The following is a 25177-nucleotide window of genomic DNA, read 5'->3' on the forward strand; positions in this document are numbered from 1 at the left end:
ACGCGCATGCTTGCAGCACAACCAAACCCTCTGGAGGTCGCTGTGAGTGTGGGCGTGATAACCGGCATCGTGCTGGTATTGATATTACTGGGCTATCTGTTCTATGCCCTGCTTAACGCGGAGGCATTCTGATGGCTGCCAATGCATTTTTGCTGATAGCGGTTTACCTGCTGGTGCTGATGGTGCTGGCGCAACCGCTCGGACGCTTTATGGCGTTGATGATTGCCGATAAGCCGCTGCTGCCGCGCACCGAACGCGCGCTGTGGCGGCTTGCCGGTGCCGATGGCGAGGCCATGCGCTGGCCGCATTACCTGCTGGCGATTCTGCTGTTTAATGCGCTGGGTTTTGTCGTGCTGCTGGTGATTCTGCTGATGCAGGGCGCTCTGCCGCTCAATCCGCAGCATCTGCCGGGACTCAGCTGGGACCTGGCGCTGAATACCGCAATTAGCTTTGTGACCAACACCAACTGGCAGGCTTACAGCGGCGAAAGCACCATGAGTTATTTCAGCCAGATGGCCGGATTAACGGTGCAAAACTTCCTGTCGGCAGCGACCGGTATCGCCGTTGCTTTCGCGCTGATTCGCGGTTTCGCCAATCGCTCGCTGGCCACGCTCGGTAACGCCTGGCGCGATTTGACCCGTATCACCGTATACCTGTTGCTGCCGATCAGCCTGCTGATGGCGCTGTTTTTTGTCAGCCAGGGCAGCATCCAGACTTTTGAACCTTACCACACCATCACCACGCTGGAAGGGGCGCAGCAGACGCTGCCGCTCGGCCCGGTGGCTTCGCAGGAAGCGATCAAAATGCTGGGCACCAACGGCGGCGGCTTCTTCAACGCTAACTCGGCGCATCCGTTCGAGAACCCCAATGCCCTGACCAACTTTGTGCAGATGCTGAGTATCTTCCTGATCCCGGCGGCGCTGTGCTTCGCCTTTGGGCAGCAGGTGGGTGATCGTCGTCAGGGCCATATGTTGTTGTGGGCGATGACACTGATGTTTGTGCTGGCGGTGGTGACGGTGATGTGGGCGGAGTTGCGTGGTAACCCGCATTTCCTCAGCCTCGGCGCGGACAGTGCCATCAACATGGAAGGCAAAGAGACGCGTTTCGGCATCCTCAATTCCAGCCTGTTTGCGGTGATCACCACGGCGGCCTCCTGCGGTGCGGTGAACGCGATGCATGACTCCTTCACGGCGTTGGGTGGCATGGTGCCGATGTGGCTGATGCAGCTGGGCGAAGTGGTGTTCGGCGGCGTGGGTGCCGGGTTGTACGGCATGCTGCTGTTCGTGCTGCTGGCGGTGTTTATCGCGGGCCTGATGATCGGTCGCACCCCGGAATTCCTCGGTAAGAAGATCGATGTGTGGGAAATGAAAATGACCGCGCTGGCGATCCTGGTGACCCCAACGCTGGTACTGATCGGCACTGCGCTGGCGATGATGACCGAAGCAGGCCGCGCCGGCATGGCGAACCCCGGCACGCACGGCTTCAGCGAAGTGCTATACGCCGTCTCCTCTGCCGCTAACAACAACGGCAGCGCCTTTGCCGGTTTAAGCGCCAACACGCCGTTCTGGAACCTGCTGCTGGCGGTGTGCATGTTCGTCGGTCGCTTCGGCATCATCATTCCGGTGATGGCGATTGCCGGTTCGCTGGCGGTGAAAAAAGTGCAGCCGGTGGGTAACGGTACGCTGCCGACACACGGCCCGCTGTTTGTCGCCTTGCTGATTGGTACCGTGCTGCTGGTAGGCGCGCTGACCTTCATTCCCGCGCTGGCGCTCGGTCCGGTGGCGGAACATCTGCAATTAATTCAGGGATAACAGAATCATGAGTCGTCAACAACTGGCCCTGTTTGATGCGGCGCTGACACGCACCGCCATACTGGATGCGGTGAAAAAGCTCGACCCGCGTGTGCAGTTTCGCAACCCGGTAATGTTTCTGGTGTGGCTTGGTAGCGTGCTGACCAGTGTGCTGGCTATCGGCATGGTCGCGGGTCAGCTCAGCGGTAGCGCCGGTTTTACCGCCGGTGTCGCGGTGTGGCTGTGGTTCACCGTGCTGTTTGCCAACTTCGCCGAAGCACTGGCGGAAGGACGCAGCAAGGCTCAGGCCAACAGCCTGAAAGGGGTGAAAAAGAGCGTCGATGCGAAAAAACTGGCGGAGCCGCATTACGGTGCTGCCTGGAAAAACGCCTCGGCGGATAGCCTGCGTAAAGGCGACGTGGTGCTGGTGGAAGCCGGTGACATCATCCCGTGTGATGGTGAGGTGCTGGAGGGCGGCGCGTCGGTGGACGAAAGCGCCATCACCGGTGAATCGGCTCCGGTCATTCGTGAATCCGGCGGTGACTTTGCTTCCGTGACCGGCGGTACCCGCATCCTTTCCGACTGGCTGGTGATTCAGTGCAGCGTCAACCCAGGGGAAACCTTCCTTGACCGCATGATCGCCATGGTGGAAGGCGCGAAACGCCGTAAAACCCCGAATGAAATCGCCCTGACCATTCTGCTGGTGTCGCTCACCATTGTGTTCCTGCTGGCGACGGTAACGCTGTGGCCGTTCTCCGCCTGGGGCGGCACCCCGGTCAGTATCACCGTGCTGGTGGCGCTGCTGGTGTGCCTGATCCCTACCACCATCGGCGGTCTGCTGTCTGCCATCGGTGTGGCAGGGATGAGCCGGATGCTGGGCGCGAACGTGATCGCCACCAGTGGCCGTGCGGTGGAAGCGGCAGGTGACGTCGATGTGCTGATGCTGGATAAAACCGGCACCATCACCCTCGGCAACCGTCAGGCGACGCAATTCCTGCCTGCTCCCGGCGTCAGCGAACAGCAACTGGCCGATGCGGCACAGCTGGCGTCGCTGGCGGATGAAACGCCGGAAGGACGCAGCATCGTGGTGCTGGCGAAGCAGAAATTTAACCTGCGTGAACGCGATCTCAGCAGCATGGGGGCCAGTTTTATTCCGTTCTCGGCGCAAACCCGCATGAGCGGCGTCAACGTGCAGGATCGCCTGATTCGCAAAGGGGCGGTGGATGCGGTACGTCGCCATATTGAAGCCAGCAATGGCCGCTTCCCGGCTGAAGTCAACGCGGCGGTGGAAGAAGTGGCACGCGCCGGTGGTACACCGCTGGTGGTGGCGGAAGGCGCGCAGGTGCTGGGCGTGGTGGCGTTGAAAGATATCGTGAAAGGCGGCATCAAAGAACGTTTTGCCGAGCTGCGCAAAATGGGCATCAAAACCGTGATGATCACCGGCGATAACCCGTTAACCGCGGCGGCAATTGCCGCAGAAGCGGGCGTCGATGATTTTCTTTCGGAAGCAACGCCGGAAGCCAAACTGGCGCTGATTCGTCAGTATCAGGCGGAAGGACGCCTGGTGGCGATGACTGGCGATGGCACCAACGATGCCCCGGCGCTGGCACAGGCCGACGTGGCGGTGGCGATGAACTCCGGTACCCAGGCGGCAAAAGAGGCGGGCAACATGGTCGATCTCGACTCCAACCCGACCAAGCTGCTGGAAGTGGTGCACATCGGCAAACAGATGCTGATGACACGCGGTTCGCTGACAACCTTCAGTATCGCCAACGATGTGGCGAAATACTTCGCCATCATTCCGGCAGCGTTTGCGGCGACCTATCCGCAGCTGAATATGCTGAACGTGATGCAGCTGCATTCACCCAACTCCGCCATTTTGTCGGCGGTAATTTTTAACGCGCTGGTGATTGTGTTCCTGATCCCGCTGGCGCTGAAAGGGGTGAGCTACCGGCCACTGAGCGCTGCTGCGTTGCTGCGTCGTAACCTGTGGATTTACGGCGTAGGTGGGCTGGTGGTGCCGTTTATCGGTATTAAAGCGATTGATGTGCTGCTGACCGTATTCGGTCTGGCGTGAGGAGAAGAGAGATGAGTCAGTTACGTCCGGCTATTGTATTGTTAGTGCTGCTGACCGCGCTTACCGGCGCGGTGTATCCCCTGCTGACCACCGGGCTGGCGCAGTGGTGGTTTCCGGCGCAGGCCAATGGTTCGCTGCTGGAGCAGGATGGCGCGGTGCGCGGTTCGGCGCTGATTGGGCAGAACTTCAGCCAGCCCGGTCATTTCTGGGGCCGCCCGTCGGCCACCGGTGACAGCGCCTATAATCCACAGGCCTCCAGTGGCAGCAATCTGGCCGGTAACAACCCGGCGCTGGATAAAGCGGTGGCGGAACGGGTTGCGGCGCTGCGTGCGGCGAATCCGCAGGCACCGACGGCGGTGCCGGTGGATCTGGTGACGGCTTCCGCAAGCGGCCTCGACCCGGATATTTCACCTGAGGCGGCGTTGTGGCAGGCCCCGCGTATTGCGGCAGCGCGTCAGTTACCGTTGCAGCAGGTGGAGGATTTAATTACGCGCCATACTGCACGTCCGCTGCTGCCGTTTACCGGTGAAGAGACGGTGAATGTACTGCGATTGAATATGGCGCTGGATGCATTAAACAACTGATATTTCGCGCGATAAATCGCGCCGCTACAAATAACTGCACGCTGTCGTTGCGGCGCAATTTATTGCGCGGTTTTCCTCACATCGCGCACGAAATCGCGCCGTTACGGAATCGGAGAATGAATGGATTGATGATGAACGACGAACTGCCTCGCCCCGATCCCGATGCGCTGTTGCTGAACCACAGCGACAGCCATCGCGGAAAACTCAAAATCTACTTCGGTGCCTGCGCGGGTGTTGGCAAAACCTTCGCCATGTTGCAGGAAGCGCAGCGCCTGCGCGCCCAGGGACTGGATGTGCTGGCGGGGGTGGTGGAAACCCACGGACGTGATGAAACCGCTGCCTTGCTCAAGGGGCTGGCGGTTTTGCCACGTCGGGCCACCGGTCGTTCACGCCATGCGGAGTTTGATTTGGATGCGGCGCTGGCACGCCATCCGGCGGTGATCCTGATGGACGAACTGGCGCATACCAATGTGCAGGGTTCGCGTCATCCCAAGCGCTGGCAGGATATCGAGGAACTGCTTGAGGCCGGTATCGACGTTATCACCACCGTGAATGTGCAGCATCTGGAAAGCCTCAATGATGTGGTGGGCGGAGTCACCGGTATTCAGGTACGTGAAACCGTGCCGGACCCCTTTTTTGATGCGGCCGATGAAGTGGTGCTGGTGGACCTGCCTCCCGACGACCTGCGTCAGCGGCTGAAGGAGGGCAAAGTTTACGTGGGCGATCGCGCCGAACGCGCCATCGAAAACTTCTTCCGTAAAGGCAACCTGTTTGCGCTGCGTGAGCTGGCGCTGCGCCGCACCGCAGACCGGGTGGATGACCAGATGCGTGCATGGCGCGATCAGCAGGGGCGCGACAAAGTCTGGCACACGCGTGACGCCATTCTGCTGTGCATCGGCGATGATACCGGCAGTGAAAAGCTGGTGCGCACCGCTGCGCGACTGGCAGCGCGTCTCGGCAGCGAGTGGCATGCGGTATACGTTGAAACGCCGCGTCTGAATCGCCTGCCGGAAGCACGGCGTCGCGCCATTCTGCGCACGCTGCAACTGGCGCAGGAACTGGGTGCGGAAACCGCCACCCTGTCCGATCCTGATGAAGCGCGTGCGGTGCTGCGTTACGCGCGTGAACACAATCTCGGCAAAATCGTCACCGGTCGCCAGCCGCAACGGCGCTGGCGGCGCGACAGCTTTGCCCAGCGGCTGGGCGAGCTGGGGCCGGACCTCGATTTGCTGGTGGTGGCGCTGGATGAGCCGGTACGTGATGCGCCCGCCGCGTTGAACGGGCAGCGCGCCAGCGCGGAAAAATGGCGTATGCAGTTACGCGGCTGCCTGATGGCGCTGGTGCTGTGCATTCTGGTCACCTCAGCCGGGCGCTGGCTACTGGTGGAGTTCGATCCCGCCAACGGCGTGATGATTTATTTGCTGGCGGTGGTGATTGTCGCGCTGCGCTTTGGTCGCTGGCCGTCGGTGTTTGCCACGGTAATCAATATTCTCGCCTTTGACCTGTTTTTCGTCGCCCCCACCGGCACCGTAGCGGTGTCGGACCTGCAATATCTGGTGACGTTCGCGGTGATGCTGGCGGTCGGCGTGATCGTCGGTAATCTGACGGCGGGCGTGCGTTATCAGGCGCGGGTGGCGCGTTATCGTGAGCAGCGTGCGCGCCATCTGTACGAAATGGCGAAGTCGCTCGGCAGCGCGCTGACGCCGCAGGATATCGCCAGTACCAGCCAGCGGGTGATTGAAGTGACGTTGCAGGCGCGTAGCCTGCTGTTGCTGCCGGATGAGCAGGGCGAGTTGCAGGCGGTAGGCGACAGCAGCATGGGTACGCCACCGGATCTCGCCATCGCCAAATGGAGCTACAGCAAAGGCCAGCCTGCCGGGGCCGGTACCGACACCTTACCGGCGGTGCCATACCAGATTCTGCCACTGAAAAGCGGCAACCACTGCCGCGGCCTGCTGGTGGTGGAGCCGGAAAATCTGCGCCAGCTGATGATCCCGGAACAGCAGCGGCTGGTGGAAACCTTTACCGTGCTGATTGCTAACGCGCTGGAGCGGATGGCGCTGTCACAGAGTGAGGCGGCTTCGCGGCTGTCTGCCGAACGTGAACAACTGCGTAACGCGCTGCTGTCGGCGCTGTCACACGATTTACGCACGCCGCTGACGGTGTTATTTGGCCAGGCGGAAATGCTGATGCTCGACCTCGCCAGCGAGGAGTCAAAATATGTCCCGCAGGCGAATCAGATCCGCGAACAGACGCTGAGCACCATCCGGCTGGTGAGCAACATGCTGGATATGGCGCGCATTCAATCCGGCGGACTGAATTTGCGTGAAGAGTGGGTGGCGCTGGATGAGGTGATCGGTGGCGCGCTAAGCAGCATGGGACCTTCGCTCAAAGGCCATGATTTCGCTCTCGATTTACCTGATGGCCTGGTGCTGATCAAAGGTGATAGCAGCATGCTGGAGCGGGTGTTTACCAATATCATCGAAAATAGCCTGAAATATGCCGGTAACGCGGCACAGCATGGTATCCACGCCTGGCGTGAACATGACCGGCTGGAAATCGCCATCTGGGACAGCGGCCCGGGTATCGCGCCGGATGCCCTGACGCGTATTTTTGATAAATTCGCCCGTGGCGATAAGGAATCGGCGGTGCCGGGCGTGGGTCTCGGGCTGGCGATTTGTAAAACCATTATTGAATCCCATGCTGGCCGCATCTGGGCGGAGAACCGTCCTGAAGGCGGCGCGTGCTTCCGTCTTTCCCTGCCGCTGCCACCGGCTCCTGAAATTTCTGAAGATGGGCTGAAATAACTTCACACTTGTTCAGTTATAATCGCGGGCTTGTCCGTTGATTAATGGGAAATTATGGAACGTTTTACCGAAAACCTGATGTATGCATCGCGCTGGCTGCTGGCACCGGTTTACATTGGACTTTCGCTGGGATTGCTGGCGCTCACCATCAAATTTTTCCAGGAAGTGTTTCACATGCTGCCGGATATCCTCAGCATCGGGGAAAACGATCTGATCCTGCTGCTGCTGTCGCTGGTGGATATGACGCTGGTGGGTGGCCTGCTGGTGATGGTGATGCTGTCGGGTTATGAGAACTTTGTATCTAAACTGGATATCGCCGAGCACAAAGAAAAACTGAGCTGGCTCGGTAAGATGGACTCCGGCTCGCTGAAGAACAAAGTGGCCGCGTCCATTGTGGCGATTTCCTCGATTCACCTGCTGCGGGTGTTTATGGAAGCGCGCAATGTCGAAAACGACAAACTGATGTGGTACGTGATTATCCACCTGACGTTTGTGCTGTCGGCGTTTGTTATGGGATATCTGGACAACATGTCCAAAGCAGACAAAAAATAATGTCGTGACGGCGCGATTTATCGCGCCGTTACAACCTCTCTGCGGGTTGTGCCCCTGCCAGCTGCGGCATCACTTCACGAATCATGGCAAAAAACTTCTGCAATCGCGCCGGATAATAGCTGGCCCACGGATAGGTTAACCACACTGGCAACGGCGGTGCCTGCCAATCCGGCACCAGCTGAATCAAATCGCCGCGCGCTAAATCCTCCAGCACCACCCACGATGACACCACGGCGGCCCCCATGCCGGCCAGCGCCGCCTTGCGCACCGCATACAGGCTGTCGCTTGCCAGACGCGGGTTGATCGCCAGATTCAGCGGCTGTCCGTCGCTGATACGTTGCAGGGCAATCTCGCTGTGATAAAAACTGGTCAGCGCCAGCCACGGCAGCGAGGTCAGTTGTTCCACCCGTTCCACCGGCGGATGCGCCGCCAGCAACGACGGGGCGGCCACCACAAAACGCGGGACTTCCGCCAGCAGAATCGCGACTACCGAGGGATCGGACGGTGGGCCGACCTGAATGGCGCAATCGACGTTTTCAGCGACAAAATCAGGCGTGCGGTCGTTCAGCATCCACTCCACATTCAGACGCGGATAACGTTGCAGATAATCCACCAGCGGCGCGACCAGCTGATCCTGACCAAACGCATGGGGCGCACGCACGCGCAGGGTGCCCACCGGATCGTCGCTCGCGCCGGTCAGTTCATCCTCCAGCGCATACCAGGTAGCGAGCAACTGGCGCGCCTGTTGATAACAACGCTCGCCGTCATCAGTCAGTTTCAGTGCGTGGGTGGTGCGCAGAATTAACTTCAGCCCCAGCCGTTGCTCCAGCGCCTGCAAACGACGGCTGATGGTTGGCTGGGTGGTACCGAGCTGTGCGGCGGCGGCCGACAGCGATCCACTCTCCACGATGCGGATAAAGGTTTGCATCAGTTCGATGCGGTCAACGCTGGAAGAATTGCTCATACGTACCACGTATAATGGTTTTGTCTTTCATCAGTCTACCGCGTATGGCGGCGACGCGCTTTAATAAGCGCACTTTCACGGGGGGGAAATGAATATGTCTGCCATGACGCAATCTTCAGAACGGGTCACTGAATCGCTACCCGCACCGCTGGTCTTCACGCTGGCGGCGGGCGCAGGTCTCAGTGTCGCGTCGATTTACTACAGCCAGCCGATGCTGGATATCATCAGCAAACAATTTAACGCCAGCGTTGGCAGCGTCGGTATGGTGCCGATGCTGACGCAGGCGGGTTATGCGCTCGGCATCCTGCTGCTGGCACCGCTGGGTGACCGCCACGATCGCCGCACCATTATCCTGATTAAAGGCTTATTGCTGATGGCAGCGCTGCTGCTATGTGGCTTCTCCGGTGGCCTGAATGCGCTGCTGATCGCCAGCTTTGTCACCGGCTTAACAGCCACCGTGGCGCAGGATATCGTACCGGCATCAGCCGCGCTGGCACCGGAACGCAGCCGGGGGAAAACCGTCGGCACGGTGATGACTGGCCTGCTGGTCGGCATTTTGCTCTCCAGGGTGGTCAGCGGGGTGGTGGCTGAATATTTCGGCTGGCGCACCATGTACCTGGTGGCGGCGGGAGCGGTGTTGCTGATTAGTCTGGCGCTGTGGCGTGTGCTGCCGCGTTTTAAACCGGGTACCTCGGTGAGCTATCCGCGCCTGCTGCTGTCACTGGCGCATCTGTGGCAGCACCACCAGACGCTGCGTCGTGCGGCGCTGGCCCAGGGCTTGCTGTCGGTAGGTTTTAGCGCCTTCTGGTCAACCCTGGCGCTGATGCTGAGCGATCGCTTCCATCTCGATAGCGCTGTAGCGGGCGCATTCGGCCTCGCCGGTGCTGCCGGTGCGCTGGCTGCACCGCTGGCGGGCAGCTTTGCCGACCGCATTGGCCCGGCACGTGTCACCCAATACGGTGCCACGCTGGTGATGGTGTCCTTTGCGTTGATGTTCCTGTTGCCAGTGTTGCCGGTCTCCGCGCAGCTTGGGCTGATTATCATCAGCACCGTGGGTTTTGATTTAGGGGTACAGGCGACGCTGGTGGCGCATCAGACGCTGGTCTACAGCCTGGCACCGGAAGCGCGTAGCCGCCTGAATGCGCTGATGTTCACCGTGGTGTTTATCGGTATGGCGACCGGCGCAGCCCTGGGTAGCCTGGCGTTGTCCCACTGGGGCTGGACCGGCGTGGTGGCGTTGTCCACCCTGGCAGCGGCGCTGAGCCTGATGATTCGCCTGGCGAGCCGTCACCTGAAAAACTGATTGTCGTATCCTGTGCCAGGCTTAAAGAAGATCCTTTATAAAAACGGAGCGTTATGGATTTTCTTGCCTGGACAGCAGCAACCGGTGGTTTGTTGCTGCTGATGTCACTGGCTTCCGGCTGGATTCACCGGGGGCCAGTCACCTCATTTGGTCTCTATCTGTTCGCGGGGGTGCTTTGCGGCCCGTGGATGCTCAATCTGCTGCAAATCGATATTCTCGGGCACGCTGATCTCGCCGCCCACATCACCGAAATCACGATGGCCGCCTCGCTGTTTATCACCGGCCTTAAGTTGCGCCTGCCGCTGCGCGCCCATGCCTGGCGAGTGGGGGTGCGACTGGCGTTTCCAGCGATGCTGCTCACCGTCGCGGGCATGACCTTGCTGGTGCGCTGGCTGACCGGTTTTGACTGGCCGCTGGCGCTGGCGTTTGCCGCGATTGTCGCGCCTACCGACCCGGTGCTCGCCAGCCTGATTTCCGTCAACGACGCGCGTGACGACGATGCACTGCGCGTGGCACTCTCCAGCGAAGCCGGGATGAATGATGGCTCGGCGCTGCCATTATTGATGCTGTCGTTGCTGATGCTGCATCAACCCGCGTTCACCTTCACCGATATCAGCCTGTGGGTGGCCCGCGATGCTGTCTGGGCGATAGGCGGCGGGCTGGTTATCGGTTATGCCATTGGCCGCGTCATCGGCCAGCTGGCAACCCATCTGCGCAGCGCCCATCAGGATGTGGCACCGAACGATATTCTCGCGCTGGCCCTGATTGCCCTGAGCTATGCGGCGGCGCAGTCACTGGATGCTTCTGGCTTTCTGGCGACCTTTGCGGCGGGTGTGGGGCTGCGCCGTGCCGAGCTGCGGGTGGTGAAGCGTTTTCCCCCGGAAGATGTGTCGGAAGAGGAGCATCTGCTGCCGGCGGAAGCACGCGTCAATCCTAATCAGCGGCTGGCCCACGGTGGCAGCGGCATGGTGAAATCGGTGGGGCTGGTGGTCGGTGATGCGCTGTCGTTTGGTGATACTATCGAACGCCTGCTGGCGGCGGCGATGATGGTGGTGCTGGGCATTACGCTGGCGCATCACTGGAACCTGACCGGCATTGGCCTGGCGCTGCTGCTGTTTGTGCTGGTGCGGCCCCTGGCGGTGTGGATTACCACGCTGGGTTGTGGTCTGCCACTGGCGCGGCGTTTGCTGATTGGCTGGCTGGGGATTCGCGGCATCGGTAGTATCAATTATATTGCTTACGCCTGGGTGCACGGTATGCGCGGCCCACAGGCAGAACAGATGGTGGATATGGCGTTGACGTTAGTGGTGTGCAGCATTGTGTTGCATGGCGTAACGGTGACGCCGTTGCTCAACTGGCGTGCGGCCCGTCAGGCTTCACGCACGCAACACGACTGATTACGATTTTCTGGAAACAACAGGAGCCTGTTATGAAAGTTTTATTACTTGCCCTTTTCGGGCTTTCGCTGTCGGCCAGTGCGCTAGCGGAGGACGCCAACGCGGATAGCGAACAAAACGTCTATGCCAGCCAGCTTTGCCATCTGGTCAGTAGTGAAAAAAGCACCGCAACCATGGACAGTTATGTGGCAAAAATGAAGTCACAGATGGCGGCCAGCCAGTCGCCATCGGCGGTTAGCCCACAGGAATTTGATGAAGAGACGGCGCAGGAAGTGATTAACGCCTGGCTGCAACTGGGTGACGATGAGCGCAGCCAGTTACGTCATAACCAGCAGCAATGTGAGCAAACGGTGATGACGCAATTTCAGCAGGAAGATTAAATCTTTTTATCGTCCGCTTTAACAACAAAATACGCGCCTTTTTCGGCGCGTTTTTTTATAGCTTTTTTGCACAGATTGCGTACATAATCGCCAGCGTTTGGCATTGACCTTGCATCACCATAACGAGACACAGCCTGAAGGCTGTCCCTTTTCTGACAGTGGCTTCACAGCATGATGATAACGCGTCGCCGCCTTTTGCTGGCAACCGGAGCAACGGTACTTTCCATGACCACAGGCAAACTGTTTGCCCGTGATGACATTATCCCTCTCTGGCCGGACGATCCGCCCGGCGGCGGCGGCCCATCCGGTTTATTACGTGTCAGTGCCAACGGTTCCTGGTCCAATGTTGTCTCTCCGGCGATTCAGCGTTTTCGTCCGGAAAATCCCAATGGTGAAGCGGTACTGATTGCCGCCGGTGGCGGATATAAATGGATCGGTATGGGGCGTGAAGCCTGGCCGGTGGCGCGCTGGCTCAATGCCAACGGCTACACCGCCTATGTGCTGAGCTACCGCTTACCGGGCGAGAAGTGGCAGGCGGGCCATCTGGCCCCGTTACAGGATGCGCAGCGTGCCATTCGCCTGGTGCGTTCGATGGAGCGCAAAGTCCATCTGCTGGGCTTTTCCGCCGGTGGGCATCTGCTGGGCATGGCGGCGGCGCGGCCTGAGTTCGACTCTTATCCCGCGCAGGACCCGCTCGATCAGGTGGTGCCGAAGGCGGATAGCGTCGGTCTGATCTATCCGGTCATTACCCTCGAAGCGCCGTTCCAGCACACCAACACCCATTTGATGATGGTGGGTAACAATGCCACCCCGGCCGAAGAGGCTAACTGGTCGGTACAGAATTATGTCACCCGCAGCTATCCGCCAACCTTCCTGGCGCAGGCGGAAGACGATCACACCTCCAATCCTCATAACACCGAACTGATGCGCGATACCTGTCGCCGTATGCGGGTACCGGTGGAACTGATTCAGTTGACCCGGGGTGGTCATGGTTTTGGTCTGGGTCAGGCGGGGACGCCAGCGGCCTTATGGGATCAGGCTTATGTCCGCTGGCTGGATCATCTGAGCTAAGCCAGGGTTCACGTCAGGTTAAAGTATTTATCCGGCTGCAACGGTTCCGGCAGCGGATCGCCGTTCATCGACTTCAGGTTACGTTCAATCGCCACACAGATGGCATCCAGCGGCAGGTCGTTCGGCGCGGTGCCGAAGGGGTCTTCCAGTTCTTCCGCCAGCGATTCCAGCGATAAAAAGGTGTAGGAGATAAACACCGACACCAGCGGCGTCATGGCGTGCAGGTCCGACACCAGCGCAAACGGCAGCAGGGTGCAGAACAGGTACACGGTGCGATGCAGAATCAGGCTGTAGGCGAACGGAATTGGCGTGCTGGCGATACGATCGCAGCCACCCAGCACGGTGGAAAGATGATTCAGATTTTCATCCATACTCTGCCAGACAATATCCGAGATGTGCCCCTCATTGCGCTGCTGCGCCAGCCATTCCCCCATGCGCAGCAAAATCTGCGTGGTCGGCAGTGGGTTGCTTAACACCTGATCACTGAAGCCGGGTGGCAGCGTGCACTGCAAATCCGTTGCCGGGTTGGTATGCCGTAGCTGATGTTTCATGCTCAGGTTAAAAGCGATTTGCAGATTGGCAAATTCACGCGCCTGCTCAAGGCTGAGGGTGGGGATGCTTTTCACCTGACGCAGCAACGAACGCTGGGTAATCAGCAGTGTGCCCCACAGGGTGCGGGCTTCGGTAAAACGCGCGTAGCTGGCGTTATTACGAAAGCCAAGGAAGATAGCGATCGACACACCAATCAGGCTGAAAGGCGCGGTGGTCAGATGGATGCCGAGGGTTTCATACCAGGGAAAACCGAGGATGGCGATTAACGACATCAGCAGGTTGAGTGATAAACGAAACAGAATGCTGGTAAGCACCGAACCGTGCCAGTCAAACAAGCGCAGGAACCAGTGCTGATGTGGGCGAACAATCATTTTTGCGATGGTGAGTTTTTGATTTTGTGAGCACAGGTTACGCCTGTCTTGCGCGACTGATCAACGCTGTTTCGCAGGCTTCCTGCGAGGTGTTGGTTCTCTTTTTCTTTTAAATCAATCTTCTAAAATCATTTTGAACAACTTATAAAATTCTTTCCGTTATCTCTTCAGCGCGGGTTTTTTTAAAGTTCATCTCAACGACACAACACACAAAACCGATACCGCTGAGGAAATAACCATGTCTAAACTTGACCTGCTCGACCCGCAAAACTCTACCCTGATCTTCATCGACCACCAGCCGCAGATGGCTTTCGGCGTGGCCAATATCGATCGCCAGCAGCTCAAAAATAACACCGTTGCCCTGGCAAAAGCGGGCAAGATTTTCGACGTGCCGGTGATTTACACCTCGGTTGAGACCGAAAGTTTTAGCGGCTACATCTGGCCGGAATTGCTGGCGGTGCACCCGGAAGCGAAGCCGATTGAGCGTACTTCCATGAACTCCTGGGAAGACGCCAAATTTGTCGAGGCAGTGGAAAAAACCGGCCGTAAAAAACTGATCATCTCCGCCCTGTGGACGGAAGTTTGTCTGACGTTCCCGGCACTGATGGCGCTGAAAGCCGGTTATGAAGTTTATGTGGTAACGGATACATCAGGTGGCACCAGCGTCGATGCCCATGAGCGTTCGGTTCAGCGCATGGTGCAGGCGGGTGCCGTGCCGGTAACCTGGCAGCAGGTGCTGCTGGAGTACCAGCGCGACTGGTCACGCAAAGAGACTTACGATGCGGTGATGGACCTGGTGCGTGAGCACAGCGGTGCCTACGGTATGGGTGTCGATTATGCCTACACCATGGTGCATAAGGCTCCGCAACGTCAGGCGTAAAATTTAGGGTATAAGGCAGGTTAATGCGACTGTCTGCACTGATTCGTAGCAGCGCGATTTATCGCGCTATTTTCAGGCACTTCCCGGCATCTTAAAACCTGCGCGATAAATCGCGCCGCTACAGGTAGTTTTCAGCAATCTTTTTAATCAGGTTTCAATTAAGTTTCATCAGTCTTCTATAGGTAACGCAGTTGGTGTTGATCTTGCCTTAAGACCTGAAGACAACGCTGATAGCGTCACATTGTCAGATTTTTTTGGTCTTGATGAAAGCTACTTTCCAGCCATCATATCTGGCCTGGATGAGATGATTAACTGGCCTATGGCGCAGATGCCTGATCAGGCTACAGTAGAGGCAGAGTCTGCTTAAACTGAGGAGTGGTTATGTCTGTGCAACCGTTTCAGATTGATATCGCGCAGTCGCAGTTAGATGACCTGGAGTGGCGGCTGCGCCAGACGCGCTGGGCTGCTCCGCTACCGGGTACGGCATGGCAAAAAGGCACCGCCATTGATGAGCTGAAAGCGCTGGTGGATTACTGGCTGCATCAGTATGACTGGCGTCAGCAGGAGCATGAACTCAACCAGCTGGCGCATTTTTACTGGCAGCAGGGCGAAACGCCGGTGCATTTTATTCATCAACGCGGCAACGGGCCAAATCCGCTGCCGCTGCTGCTGACCCACGGCTGGCCCGATTCGTTTCTGCGTTACCAGAAGATCATCCCCCTGCTGACTGACCCGGTGCGTTTTGGCGGTAAGGCCGAGGATGCGTTCGACGTTATCGTGCCGTCGCTGCCGGGCTTTGCCTTCTCTCGCTGCCCGCCGCAGGGGATCCACAACGCGCAAATTGCTGACTTGTGGGCGCAGATGATGACGGAACTGGGCTATGCCCGTTTCGCCGCCGCTGGCGGGGATATCGGCTCTGGCGTGACGCGTTATCTGGCGGTGCTGCATCCTGGCAGGCTGGTGGGGATTCACCTCACCGATATTGGGTTAATTCGCCCGCTGATGCAGGCGACAGGCGACGATCTCACGGATGAAGCGCGTGACTATCAGGCGGTGGCGCTGAAGTGGATAGCCCAGGAAGGGGCCTACATGGCGCTGCAATCGACTAAGCCACAAACGCTGGCGTTCGCGCTCAACGATTCACCGGTCGGGCTGGCGAGCTGGATTATGGAAAAATTCCGTAGCTGGGGCGATTGTCAGGGGGATCTGTTTAACCGGTTCAGCAAGGATGAGTTGCTCAATAACATCATGCTGTACTGGCTCACCGGCAGCTTCGGTAGTTCGGCCAACCTTTACTATGAGAACAGTCATTCGCTGCCGCCGATTGGCGATATTCGCGTGCCGACCGGGCTGGCGCGTTTTCCTCACGATCTGGTGCCGCCGCCACGGCGCTGGGCCGAACAGCATCTTAATATTCAGCAGTGGACCGAGATGCCGCACGGCGGACATTTTACCGCGATGGAAGAACCGGAGCTGCTGGCGCAGGAGATCAGAACTTTTTATCGCCCACTGCGCTAAGCACCATCGGCGAAGGCAGCGATTCGCCATCGCTGCCACACTTACTTTTTTGCTGATGAGGATGACAGACAATGCAAGCGATGATCTTAAAAAGCCCTGGCGGACTGGAGAATTTGCAACGGGTGGATCTGGCGGATCCGGGTAAGCCGGGACCGGGTGAGATCCGGGTGGCGATCCATGCCACCTCTCTGAATTTTCACGATCTGCTGGTGGCAAAAGGATCCATTCCCACCGCCGATGGCCGCATCATGATGGCGGACGGCGCGGGCGTGGTGGAAGAAGTCGGTGCGGGCGTCAGTGAATTTAAGGCGGGTGACCATGTGGTGTCCGGCTTCTTTCCGCAGTGGCAGGATGGTTTGCCTGAGCAACAGGTCGGCAATTTCACCCAGACGCCTGGCGATGGTGCCCACGGCTTTGCCGCCGAAGTGGTGGTGCGTCCGGCCAGCCATTTTACCCTCGCACCTCTTGGCTGGCGTCATGCTGAAGCCGCCACCATCACCACCTCCGGTCTGACGGCCTGGCGGGCGCTGGTGGGGGATGCGCAGATCAAAGCTGGCGATACCATTCTCACGCTGGGCACGGGTGGTGTTTCCATCACCGCGCTGCAAATCGCCAAAAGCATGGGTGCGCGCGTGATTGTGACCTCATCTTCGGATGAAAAGCTGGAGCATGCGCGTGAGCTGGGGGCCGATGAGGTGATTAACTACCGCAGCACACCCGAGTGGGGCAAAGCAGTGCAGCAGCTGACCGGGGGTAAAGGCGCGGATGTGGTGATTGAACTGGGTGGGCCCGGCACCATGGCGCAATCCATTGAGGCGGTGCGTGTCGGTGGACATATTGCGTTAATCGGCGTGCTGACCGGCTTTGAAGGGGTGATCCCGACAGCCGGATTGATGGCGAAGCAGGCGAGGATTCAGGGCCTGATCGTTGGCCATCGCCGCCAGCAGCAGGATTTTGTTCGTGCGCTGGAGCAGACCGGCATGCGCCCGGTGATCAGCGATAGTTTTGGTGCACTGAGTGACTTACCGGCGGCGTTCCGGCATCAGGAGAGCGCCGGGCACTTTGGCAAGATTACGGTGGAATGGTAGCGGCGCAATTTATTGCGCAATTCCGGTAAAACCCGCGCGATGAATCGCGCCGCTACAAAACATTGCAAACTCTGTAGCGGCGCGATTTATCGCGTTGTTTTGACCTTAATAATAATCGCCGTGGCGGTAATCCCATGATGGGAAAATATCCGACAGCAGTGACATGATCTTATCAACATCAAGGCCTTTGCGGATCAGCACCGGACAGGGTGTGATTTTACGCTCGCCTTTTTGTTCCGGAATCAAACGGCCTGTGCTATCCACCATCGACACCATCACACCCTGCTCATAACGCACTTTATTTTCGTCGTTTGGCTGAATGGATTTCACGTAATCGTTGGCGGCAATAATTAAATCAGCACGGGATTCAATGCGTTCGCCAATACCTTCCACCAGACCCCGGTTGCCCTGGCCTGATGGATTTGCGGAGCTGGCAAAGGAGAATTTGCCGTGCTTTTCCCACAATTCTTTTGCCAGTATTTCACCCGGCTTGCCAAACTTAATAACGAAACAGCTGGTCTGGCGGCCATCCATCATCAGCTCTTTGGAACCGTCGTCAGGAATACGTGATAACGCCTCTTCGCGCCATGGCAAAATGCAGCCCAGCAGAATGTCCTGATCCCAATGACGTTGATACAGCTCGTCAATTTCCGGGTTGAGCTGAGCCAGCGAGCGCAGCTGCTCCAGCGAGCCGCACAGCACCACGCCGGGCTTGTTACGTTTGCGGTTCTTCGCTTCAAACTTGCGTTCGAGGCCAGCTTTATCTGAGGTCATGATAATGTAGCCGACTTTGGTCGGGCTGACGATCATGCCGCCCTCTTTCGCCAGAATGTCGATGGCTTCGTGCTGCAAACCGCCATTCCAGGTTATTTTCTTACCGTTCATGGATCTACCCTATCTTGGTGTTCAATATATGCCGAACAGGAATATTACCTGCGATAAAATTAAGGGGTTAGGTAATTAACCTGATATTTCTCTGAGATATATGGCGCCATGATCCGCTTGCAATAAACCATCATAATCATGGGGTTAATTACAACTGCCGTGATGATGTTCTTCAGATAATAATACTAAAAATATCAGGAGTGCAATCGATGAAAATAACAATGGAATTGAAAGGGTTAATCTTAAATAACGCCTGAAAATTATGGTGTTATTTTAAGAAGTAAAAACGCTAAACAGGTTGTTACCTGTTTAGCGCAATCTTTAAAAAAGGAGGCTATGCGAAACGGCGCGCAGGGCGATGCCCAGCAGAATGCCCGGTACAGCAAAACGAAACAGGCGCGGGAAACGGGTGGAAAGCCCGAGAAAAATCCCGATGCCAGGCAGGTCGAAGGTCTGAATCAACAGGCCTGCAGAGGCGTTAATATTGTGGGCGCTGTACAGGCCTTTTGCGATCAAGTCAGACACCACACCGTAATAGGCGGTACCACCGGCCAGGCACTTGGTGAGCGCGGGCAGAATGTAGACCTCGGAAATATTCAGCCGCGCCAGAACCGGTGAGAGCACCCGGCTCAGCAACTCGACACCGCCCGCCTCTTTAAGTATGCCAACCACGGATAACGAGAGGATCAGCATCGGCAACGAACCCAGCGCCAGACGAATCGCATCGGAGCCGGCGTTATTAATGATACTAATCAGACCGGGCTTCGCCTCGCTATGGCTGATCCCTTCGTCTTCATCACGCAGCGCGACACCCGACAGTTTGCGGCCAAACAGGTGATAAGTGCTGGCTGCCGCCAGTATGCCGCCGCAAATGGAGATCAGAATCGCTGCGCCCCAATGCAAGCCAGCGGGAATTAAGGGATAAAAGGCATTGGCCTGACCCATGGCAAATAACATCGCCAGCGTGGCTGCCATATGTCGATCGGAGGTGCCGCGTTTTTCCATGATGGCCAGTGCAGCCAGCGGTGCGGCAAAACTAACAAAATTGAGTTGAATCAGGGCAAATAGCGCCAGCCCGGTAATGCCGAGCGGTTTTAATAACGGCGTGGTATGACGCACAATAAAATCGAGTACGCCTTTTGCCTCCAGATATTTCATGACGCATAGCATGACCACCATGATGGGAATCAGCGTGTAAAGCGCAACATCCACCGAGGCTTTGCCCGCCGACATAATGATGCTGATAATATTCATGCCTGACCCTTACTGCTTAACCACCGCCGCGCAAAACAGAAATTCACGCCAGCCTCCCTTAGCCAAATAACTCACCAGAAAAATGCCAGCGCGCCCGCGTCAGCAAAGGGGCAAATGTTATCCCTGTCGGAGGGGATTGAGTAGTGAATAAAAAGGTTTTTATCTTGCAGGAAATGGCAGGGGGAGGAGCCAGCATGCCATCACATGCTGGCCTGATAATTAACGCATCGTCACAAACTCTTCCGCCGCCGTCGGGTGGATAGCCACGGTATTATCAAAGTCTTTTTTGGTGGCACCCATTTTCAGTGCGACCGCAAAGCCCTGCAGCATTTCATCCATGCCGAAACCAATGCCGTGGATACCGACGATCTTCTCCTCCGGCCCCACACACACCAGCTTCATGCGGCACGGCTGGCGATGCTGGGTGACGGCGGTGTACATGGCGGTGAAGGCGGATTTATACACCTTCACCTGGTCATCACCATACTGCTCGCGCGCTTCGGGTTCCGTCAGGCCGACGGTGCCAATCGGCGGATGGCTGAACACCACGGTCGGGATGTTGCTGTAGTCCAGATGTTCGTCCGGCTTGTTGTTAAACAGACGCTCTGACAGGCGACGGCCTGCGGCAACCGCGACCGGCGTCAGCTCCACCGCGCCGGTGTTATCGCCCACCGCGTAAATACCTGGCACGCTGGTGTTCTGGAACTTATCGACCTTGATATAGCCTTTCTCATCCAGCGCAACGCCGGTAACCGCCAGGTTGAAGTTGTCATTGGCTGGCTCACGACCAATCGCCCACACCAGGCAATCCACGGTCTGCGCGTGGCCGTTTTCCAGTTGCAGCGTCAGGCTGCCATCAGCGTTTTTGATCACCGCTTTTGGGATGGAGTCGGTATGCAATGACGGACCTTCAGCCTGCATCACTTCCACCAGCGTGTCGGTGATCAGCGGATCAAAGCTGCGTAGCGGCGCGTGTTTACGTACGAACAGGTGGGTTTCTGCGCCGAGCGCGTTGACCACACCCGCCAGTTCAACAGCGATATAGCCCGCGCCGACCACCGCAACGCGTTTCGGCAGGGCGTCCAGTTCGAAGAAACCGTCAGAATCGATGCCGTATTCTGCGCCAGGGATTTGTGGGTGACTCGGGCGGCCGCCGGTAGCAATCAGGATATGATCGGCGGTGATGGTTTCGCCGTTGACTTCAACGGTGTGCGCATCGACAAAACGTGCGAACCCTTTGATCACTTCCACGTTATTTTTGCCCAGCACGTTGTCGTAGGAGGTGTGGATACGATCGATATAGGCGCTGCGATTTTTCACCAGGGTTGACCAGTCGAAACGGTTGACCGTGGTGTCGAAACCGTAATCCGGGCCATAAAGGTGGATAGCTTCAGCAATTTGCGCCGCATGCCACATCACTTTTTTCGGTACGCAACCCACGTTGACACAGGTGCCGCCCAGCTCTTTGGCTTCAATCAGGGCGCATTTCTGGCCGTGCATCGCCGCACGGTTAATGGAGGCGATACCGCCGCTGCCGCCGCCAATGGCAAGGTAGTCAAAATGTCTGGTCATCAGATGTGTCCATTTGCAGGAAGAAAAATTGGGTTAGAGTGTAACGCTGACAGGGGAAAGGGCGCAAAGATTGCGCCTATGATTGTAATAGCATTGAATCGAATCTATTTTCACGGAAGCAAGCATGCAACTGACTTTTCTGGGTACTGGCGCAGGCGCGCCCAGCCTGCAACGTAATGTCACCGCCATTGCGCTGACGCTGTCCAAACGCGGTGAAACCTGGCTGTTTGATTGTGGTGAAGCGACGCAGCACCAATACATGCGTTCAGATCTCAAGCCGGGCAAGCTGGAAAAAATCTTTATCACCCATCTGCACGGCGACCATATCTTTGGCCTGCCGGGGCTGTTAACCAGCCGCTCGATGGCGGGACTCAAAGAACCGCTCACCCTTTATGGCCCGCAGGGTATCCGCCAGTTTATTGAAACGGCACTCAGCCTGAGTGGCTCCTATACCAGCTTTCCGCTGGAGATTGTGGAGATCGGTGCAGGGCTGGTGTTTGACGATGGCGCGTTTCGCGTCACCGCCTGGCCGATGAACCATGTCGTTGAATGCTATGGCTATCGGATTGAGCAGCATGATAAACCCGGCTTCCTCGATGCTCCGCGTCTGAAGGCCGAAGGGGTGCCGCGTGGTCCCTGGTATCAGCAGCTGAAGCAGGGCGAGCGCATCCGGCTGGAAGATGGGCGCGAAATTGATGGTGCGGAGTATCTCGGTCCACCTACCAAAGGCAAGGTGCTGGCGATTTTTGGCGATACCGGACCGACGGAGGTGGCGTTGCAACTGGCGGCTGATGCGGATGTGATGGTGCACGAAACCACGCTGGAGGCGGCGCTGGCGGAGAAAGCCAATAGTCGCGGCCATTCCACTACGATTCAGACGGCGCAGGTGGCAAAACAGGCTGGAGCGAAAAGGCTGATCGCCACCCATTTCAGTTCACGTTATTTGTCGCAGGATCGGGAGAGATTGCTGGCGGAGTGCCAGTCCATCTTTCCGCAGACGGTGCTGGCACATGATTTCGCGGTGTTCGAAGTTTAGCGCACCTTATTCCGGCGTAATCCACTCCACGCGGGTGTGCCCGGTGCCTGCGGGCACCAGCTTCTGATGCAGCCACGGCAGCAGTTCTTTCATCTGCTGCTCCAGCTTCCACGGCGGGTTAATCACGATCATGCCAGAGGCGGTCATGCCGCGTTGATCGCTGTCCGGGCGCACCGCCAGCTCAATCTGCAAAATGTTGCGAATGCCGGTGGCCTGCAAATCTTTGGTCATATGTTTGATTTGCTGACGCAGCACCACCGGATACCACAAGGCGTAGATACCGGTGCCGAAGCGTTTGTGGCCTTCCTGAATCCCTTTCACCACCGCCTGATAGTCACTTTTCAGCTCATACGGCGGATCGATCAGAATCAGACCACGGCGCGTGGGCGGTGGCAGCTTCGATTTCAGCTGTTGATAACCGTCCGCACGTTCGACGCGGGCGCGGCTGTCTTTGCTAAACTCGTTGCGCAGCAGCGGGTAATCGCTGGAGTGCAGCTCAGTCAGCTGCAATTTATCGTCCTGGCGCAGCAGATGGCGGGCAATCAGCGGCGAACCTGGATAGTAACGCAGCGTGCCGTTAGGGTTCAGGTTACGAATCGCGGAGAAATAAGGCTTCAGCAATTCCGGTGCGTCGGGCTGCTGCCAGATGCGCGCGATGCCTTCCAGATATTCACCGGTACGCTCGGCGTGCTCACCGCTCAGCTGGTAACGTCCGGCACCGGCGTGGGTATCCAGATAGAGGAAAGGCTTCTCCTTCTCCATCAGGGCAGTCAGGATCAGGCTCTCAACGGTGTGTTTGAGCACGTCGGCATGGTTGCCGGCATGAAAACTGTGGCGATAACTCAGCATAAAAAAGAGGGGTCCGCGGTTGGATCAAAGAAGTCAGAACATCGTGTCTGGCGCGATTATAGCCGCGCTGGATAAAAATTGCTGGCGTTTCGGCTTCAGGCAGTGCCTTCGTGGCATTGATTTTCCGCCGATCAGGCCGCATGTTAATACGATTGCGTTGCGCGACCTGCTCGCGCCCCACACCCCAATGAAAGGACTGCGCTTATGACCAATCCGTTACTCACGCCTTATACGCTACCGCCATTCTCCGCCATCAAACCCGAACATGTGGTTCCCGCTGTCACCGCAGCGCTGGACGACTGCCGTGCGGCGGTGGAACGCGTAGTGGCACAGGGCGCGCCTTATAGCTGGGATAATCTGGTACAGCCGCTGGCTGAAGTTGACGACCGTCTGGGTCGTATTTTCTCGCCGGTCAGCCATCTGAATTCGGTAAAAAACAGCCCGGAACTGCGTGAAGCCTACGAGCAGACGCTGCCGCTGCTGTCTGAGTACAGCACCTGGGTCGGCCAGCATGAAGGGTTGTATCAGGCTTACGTCAACCTGAAGCAGGGCGATAACTACGCTGCGCTGGATATCGCGCAGAAAAAAGTGGTGGATAACAGCCTGCGTGATTTCGAGCTGTCCGGTATCGGCCTCGATAAAGAAAAACAGAAACGCTACGGCGCCATCGCGGCGCGCCTGTCTGAACTGGGGTCAACCTATAGCAACAACGTGCTCGATGCCACCATGGGCTGGAGCAAGCTGATTACCGACGAAGCGGAACTGGCGGGGATGCCGGAAAGTGCGCTGGCGGCGGCCAAAGCCCAGGCAGAAGCCAAAGAGCAGCAAGGCTGGCTGCTGACGCTGGATATCCCGAGCTATCTGCCGGTGATGACTTACTGCGACAACGCTGCGCTGCGTGAAGAGTTGTACCGCGCGTACTCCACTCGTGCTTCCGAGCAAGGCCCGAATGCCGGTAAATGGGACAACGGCCCGGTAATGGCTGAGGAACTGGCGCTGCGTCACGAGCTGGCTCAGCTGCTGGGCTTCGACTCCTTCGCGGACAAATCGCTGGCAACCAAAATGGCGGAAAGCCCGTCTCAGGTGATCGACTTCCTGACCGACCTGGCAAAACGCGCTCGCCCGCAGGGTGAAAAAGAACTCGCCCAGCTGCGTGCCTTCGCTAAAAAAGAGTTTGGCGTTGACGAAATGAACCCGTGGGACCTGACGTACTACGGGGAAAAACAGAAACAGCATCTGTACACCATCAGCGATGAGCAGCTGCGTCCGTACTTCCCGGAAGAGCGTGCGGTGAGCGGCCTGTTTGAGGTGGTGAAACGCATCTACGGTATCAGCGCGAAAGAGCGCAAAGATGTGGATGTTTACCACCCGGACGTGCGTTTCTTCGACCTGTTCGATGAAAGCGGCGAACTGCGCGGCAGCTTCTATCTTGACCTGTATGCCCGCGAACACAAACGCGGTGGTGCGTGGATGGACGACTGTGTCGGCCAGATGCGCAAAGCCGATGGCAGCCTGCAAAAACCGGTGGCGTATCTCACCTGTAACTTCAACCGCCCGGTGCAGGGCAAACCGGCGCTGTTCACCCACGATGAAGTGATTACCCTGTTCCACGAGTTCGGCCACGGTCTGCATCATATGCTGACGCGTATCGAAACCCCGGGCGTGTCCGGTATCAGCGGTGTGCCGTGGGATGCGGTGGAGCTGCCGAGCCAGTTTATGGAGAACTGGTGCTGGGAGCCGGAGGCGCTGGCGTTTATCTCCGGTCACTATGAAACCGGCGAGCCGTTGCCGAAAGAACTGCTGGATAAAATGCTGGCGGCGAAAAACTATCAGGCAGCGCTGTTTATCCTGCGTCAGCTGGAGTTCGGCCTGTTCGATTTCCGTCTGCATACCGAGTTCAATCCTGAGCAGGGCGCAAAAATCCTCGAAACCCTGCGCGAAGTGAAAAAGCAGGTTGCCGTGGTACCCAGCCCGGAATGGGGCCGTTTCCCGCACGCCTTCAGCCACGTATTTGCTGGCGGCTATGCCGCAGGTTATTACAGCTATCTGTGGGCCGACGTGCTGGCTGCTGATGCTTACTCACGCTTCGAAGAAGAGGGTATCTTCAACCGCGAAACCGGTCAGTCGTTCCTCGACAATATCCTGACACGTGGTGGTTCTGAGGAGCCGATGGAGCTGTTCAAACGCTTCCGTGGCCGTGAACCGCAGCTGGATGCGATGCTGGAACATTACGGGATTCAGGGATAA

21 protein-coding genes are annotated in these 25177 nt (G+C 57.7%); 15 read left to right on the forward strand and 6 right to left on the reverse strand.

The window, feature by feature from the left end:
• Positions 1-42 precede the first annotated feature (42 nt).
• From kdpF to RCF31_RS14035, 6 genes are all read left to right on the forward strand, one after another.
• Positions 43-132: a K(+)-transporting ATPase subunit F gene (gene kdpF, locus RCF31_RS14010; protein WP_299448324.1), complete on the forward strand. Its 90-nt coding sequence runs from the start codon at positions 43-45 to the stop codon at positions 130-132.
• The gene (kdpA, locus tag RCF31_RS14015) at positions 132-1811 is read left to right on the forward strand and encodes a potassium-transporting ATPase subunit KdpA (RefSeq protein ID WP_416411214.1); all 1680 of its coding nucleotides are present in this window, start codon (positions 132-134) and stop codon (positions 1809-1811) included. The genes kdpF and kdpA overlap by 1 nt, the downstream gene beginning before the upstream one ends.
• A gap of 7 nt (positions 1812-1818) precedes the next feature.
• The gene (kdpB, locus tag RCF31_RS14020) at positions 1819-3867 is read left to right on the forward strand and encodes a potassium-transporting ATPase subunit KdpB (protein WP_299448320.1); all 2049 of its coding nucleotides are present in this window, start codon (positions 1819-1821) and stop codon (positions 3865-3867) included.
• An 11-nt stretch (positions 3868-3878) separates the two neighbouring features.
• A complete protein-coding gene (gene kdpC / locus RCF31_RS14025) occupies positions 3879-4451 on the forward strand; it encodes a potassium-transporting ATPase subunit KdpC (RefSeq protein ID WP_416411215.1) in 573 nt (190 codons plus the stop codon).
• 131 nt (positions 4452-4582) lie between these two features.
• The gene (gene kdpD / locus RCF31_RS14030) at positions 4583-7258 is read left to right on the forward strand and encodes a two-component system sensor histidine kinase KdpD (RefSeq protein ID WP_416413262.1); all 2676 of its coding nucleotides are present in this window, start codon (positions 4583-4585) and stop codon (positions 7256-7258) included.
• 54 nt (positions 7259-7312) lie between these two features.
• Positions 7313-7810 (forward strand): TIGR00645 family protein, encoded by a 498-nt coding sequence (locus RCF31_RS14035; protein ID WP_299448314.1) that lies wholly within the window; start codon positions 7313-7315, stop codon positions 7808-7810.
• A 28-nt stretch (positions 7811-7838) separates the two neighbouring features.
• Here RCF31_RS14035 and RCF31_RS14040 read toward each other — a convergent pair whose 3' ends face one another.
• Entirely contained in the window at positions 7839-8774 is a 936-nt protein-coding gene (locus RCF31_RS14040; RefSeq protein WP_299448312.1) for a LysR family transcriptional regulator, read from the reverse strand.
• Positions 8775-8868: 94 nt separating this feature from the next.
• Here RCF31_RS14040 and RCF31_RS14045 point away from each other — a divergent pair, with 94 nt between their 5' ends.
• The 4 genes from RCF31_RS14045 to RCF31_RS14060 all read left to right on the forward strand — a co-directional run bounded on the left by RCF31_RS14045 (position 8869) and on the right by RCF31_RS14060 (position 12925).
• Entirely contained in the window at positions 8869-10077 is a 1209-nt protein-coding gene (locus RCF31_RS14045; protein WP_299448310.1) for an MFS transporter, read from the forward strand.
• Positions 10078-10130: 53 nt separating this feature from the next.
• Positions 10131-11474 (forward strand): cation:proton antiporter, encoded by a 1344-nt coding sequence (locus RCF31_RS14050; RefSeq protein ID WP_416411216.1) that lies wholly within the window; start codon positions 10131-10133, stop codon positions 11472-11474.
• Positions 11475-11506: 32 nt separating this feature from the next.
• Positions 11507-11854 (forward strand): hypothetical protein, encoded by a 348-nt coding sequence (locus RCF31_RS14055; RefSeq protein WP_313686551.1) that lies wholly within the window; start codon positions 11507-11509, stop codon positions 11852-11854.
• Between the two features lie 174 nt (positions 11855-12028).
• Positions 12029-12925 carry an alpha/beta hydrolase gene (locus tag RCF31_RS14060; RefSeq protein WP_299449148.1) on the forward strand — a complete coding sequence of 299 codons (897 nt, stop codon included), beginning with the start codon at positions 12029-12031 and terminating at the stop codon, positions 12923-12925.
• Positions 12926-12933: 8 nt separating this feature from the next.
• Here RCF31_RS14060 and RCF31_RS14065 read toward each other — a convergent pair whose 3' ends face one another.
• A complete protein-coding gene (locus RCF31_RS14065) occupies positions 12934-13848 on the reverse strand; it encodes a bestrophin family protein (protein ID WP_416411217.1) in 915 nt (304 codons plus the stop codon).
• A gap of 238 nt (positions 13849-14086) precedes the next feature.
• Here RCF31_RS14065 and RCF31_RS14070 point away from each other — a divergent pair, with 238 nt between their 5' ends.
• The 3 genes from RCF31_RS14070 to RCF31_RS14080 all read left to right on the forward strand — a co-directional run bounded on the left by RCF31_RS14070 (position 14087) and on the right by RCF31_RS14080 (position 17334).
• Positions 14087-14728: a hydrolase gene (locus tag RCF31_RS14070; RefSeq protein WP_084877665.1), complete on the forward strand. Its 642-nt coding sequence runs from the start codon at positions 14087-14089 to the stop codon at positions 14726-14728.
• 381 nt (positions 14729-15109) lie between these two features.
• Complete coding sequence (locus tag RCF31_RS14075) at positions 15110-16246, forward strand: epoxide hydrolase family protein (RefSeq protein ID WP_416411218.1); 1137 nt, start codon at positions 15110-15112, stop codon at positions 16244-16246.
• Positions 16247-16317: 71 nt separating this feature from the next.
• Entirely contained in the window at positions 16318-17334 is a 1017-nt protein-coding gene (locus tag RCF31_RS14080) for a zinc-dependent alcohol dehydrogenase family protein (protein ID WP_416411219.1), read from the forward strand.
• A gap of 105 nt (positions 17335-17439) precedes the next feature.
• Here the strand turns inward: RCF31_RS14080 and RCF31_RS14085 are convergent, their stop codons facing one another.
• The 3 genes from RCF31_RS14085 to gorA form a co-directional block, all read right to left on the reverse strand.
• Positions 17440-18219: an L-threonylcarbamoyladenylate synthase gene (locus RCF31_RS14085; RefSeq protein ID WP_299448292.1), complete on the reverse strand. Its 780-nt coding sequence runs from the start codon at positions 18217-18219 to the stop codon at positions 17440-17442.
• A 321-nt stretch (positions 18220-18540) separates the two neighbouring features.
• Positions 18541-19473 (reverse strand): nucleoside recognition domain-containing protein, encoded by a 933-nt coding sequence (locus RCF31_RS14090; protein ID WP_332665031.1) that lies wholly within the window; start codon positions 19471-19473, stop codon positions 18541-18543.
• Positions 19474-19692: 219 nt separating this feature from the next.
• Entirely contained in the window at positions 19693-21045 is a 1353-nt protein-coding gene (gorA, locus tag RCF31_RS14095; RefSeq protein WP_084877652.1) for a glutathione-disulfide reductase, read from the reverse strand.
• Positions 21046-21169: 124 nt separating this feature from the next.
• Between gorA and rnz the strand changes: the two genes are divergently transcribed.
• Positions 21170-22081 carry a ribonuclease Z gene (gene rnz, locus RCF31_RS14100; RefSeq protein ID WP_416411220.1) on the forward strand — a complete coding sequence of 304 codons (912 nt, stop codon included), beginning with the start codon at positions 21170-21172 and terminating at the stop codon, positions 22079-22081.
• Between the two features lie 6 nt (positions 22082-22087).
• On the opposite strand, the gene RCF31_RS14105 is transcribed toward rnz, so the two are convergent.
• Positions 22088-22930, reverse strand: a complete 843-nt coding sequence (locus RCF31_RS14105; RefSeq protein WP_084877647.1) for a 23S rRNA (adenine(2030)-N(6))-methyltransferase RlmJ — start codon at positions 22928-22930, stop codon at positions 22088-22090.
• 204 nt (positions 22931-23134) lie between these two features.
• Here RCF31_RS14105 and prlC point away from each other — a divergent pair, with 204 nt between their 5' ends.
• The gene (gene prlC, locus RCF31_RS14110; protein WP_299448282.1) at positions 23135-25177 is read left to right on the forward strand and encodes an oligopeptidase A; all 2043 of its coding nucleotides are present in this window, start codon (positions 23135-23137) and stop codon (positions 25175-25177) included.

The organism is Pantoea sp. App145 (genome assembly GCF_047947045.1).
Classification (GTDB): domain Bacteria; phylum Pseudomonadota; class Gammaproteobacteria; order Enterobacterales; family Enterobacteriaceae; genus Pantoea.

Coding starts and splice junctions, on each gene's coding strand:
- kdpA (WP_416411214.1), top strand. CDS start 132: ATGGCTGCCAATGCATTTTTGCTGATAGCGGTTTACCTGCTGGTGCTG.
- kdpB (WP_299448320.1), top strand. CDS start 1,819: ATGAGTCGTCAACAACTGGCCCTGTTTGATGCGGCGCTGACACGCACC.
- kdpC (WP_416411215.1), top strand. CDS start 3,879: ATGAGTCAGTTACGTCCGGCTATTGTATTGTTAGTGCTGCTGACCGCG.
- kdpD (WP_416413262.1), top strand. CDS start 4,583: ATGAACGACGAACTGCCTCGCCCCGATCCCGATGCGCTGTTGCTGAAC.
- RCF31_RS14035 (WP_299448314.1), top strand. CDS start 7,313: ATGGAACGTTTTACCGAAAACCTGATGTATGCATCGCGCTGGCTGCTG.
- RCF31_RS14040 (WP_299448312.1), bottom strand. CDS start 8,774: ATGAGCAATTCTTCCAGCGTTGACCGCATCGAACTGATGCAAACCTTT.
- RCF31_RS14045 (WP_299448310.1), top strand. CDS start 8,869: ATGTCTGCCATGACGCAATCTTCAGAACGGGTCACTGAATCGCTACCC.
- RCF31_RS14050 (WP_416411216.1), top strand. CDS start 10,131: ATGGATTTTCTTGCCTGGACAGCAGCAACCGGTGGTTTGTTGCTGCTG.
- RCF31_RS14055 (WP_313686551.1), top strand. CDS start 11,507: ATGAAAGTTTTATTACTTGCCCTTTTCGGGCTTTCGCTGTCGGCCAGT.
- RCF31_RS14060 (WP_299449148.1), top strand. CDS start 12,029: ATGATAACGCGTCGCCGCCTTTTGCTGGCAACCGGAGCAACGGTACTT.
- RCF31_RS14065 (WP_416411217.1), bottom strand. CDS start 13,848: ATGATTGTTCGCCCACATCAGCACTGGTTCCTGCGCTTGTTTGACTGG.
- RCF31_RS14070 (WP_084877665.1), top strand. CDS start 14,087: ATGTCTAAACTTGACCTGCTCGACCCGCAAAACTCTACCCTGATCTTC.
- RCF31_RS14075 (WP_416411218.1), top strand. CDS start 15,110: ATGTCTGTGCAACCGTTTCAGATTGATATCGCGCAGTCGCAGTTAGAT.
- RCF31_RS14080 (WP_416411219.1), top strand. CDS start 16,318: ATGCAAGCGATGATCTTAAAAAGCCCTGGCGGACTGGAGAATTTGCAA.
- RCF31_RS14085 (WP_299448292.1), bottom strand. CDS start 18,219: ATGAACGGTAAGAAAATAACCTGGAATGGCGGTTTGCAGCACGAAGCC.
- RCF31_RS14090 (WP_332665031.1), bottom strand. CDS start 19,473: ATGAATATTATCAGCATCATTATGTCGGCGGGCAAAGCCTCGGTGGAT.
- gorA (WP_084877652.1), bottom strand. CDS start 21,045: ATGACCAGACATTTTGACTACCTTGCCATTGGCGGCGGCAGCGGCGGT.
- rnz (WP_416411220.1), top strand. CDS start 21,170: ATGCAACTGACTTTTCTGGGTACTGGCGCAGGCGCGCCCAGCCTGCAA.
- RCF31_RS14105 (WP_084877647.1), bottom strand. CDS start 22,930: ATGCTGAGTTATCGCCACAGTTTTCATGCCGGCAACCATGCCGACGTG.
- prlC (WP_299448282.1), top strand. CDS start 23,135: ATGACCAATCCGTTACTCACGCCTTATACGCTACCGCCATTCTCCGCC.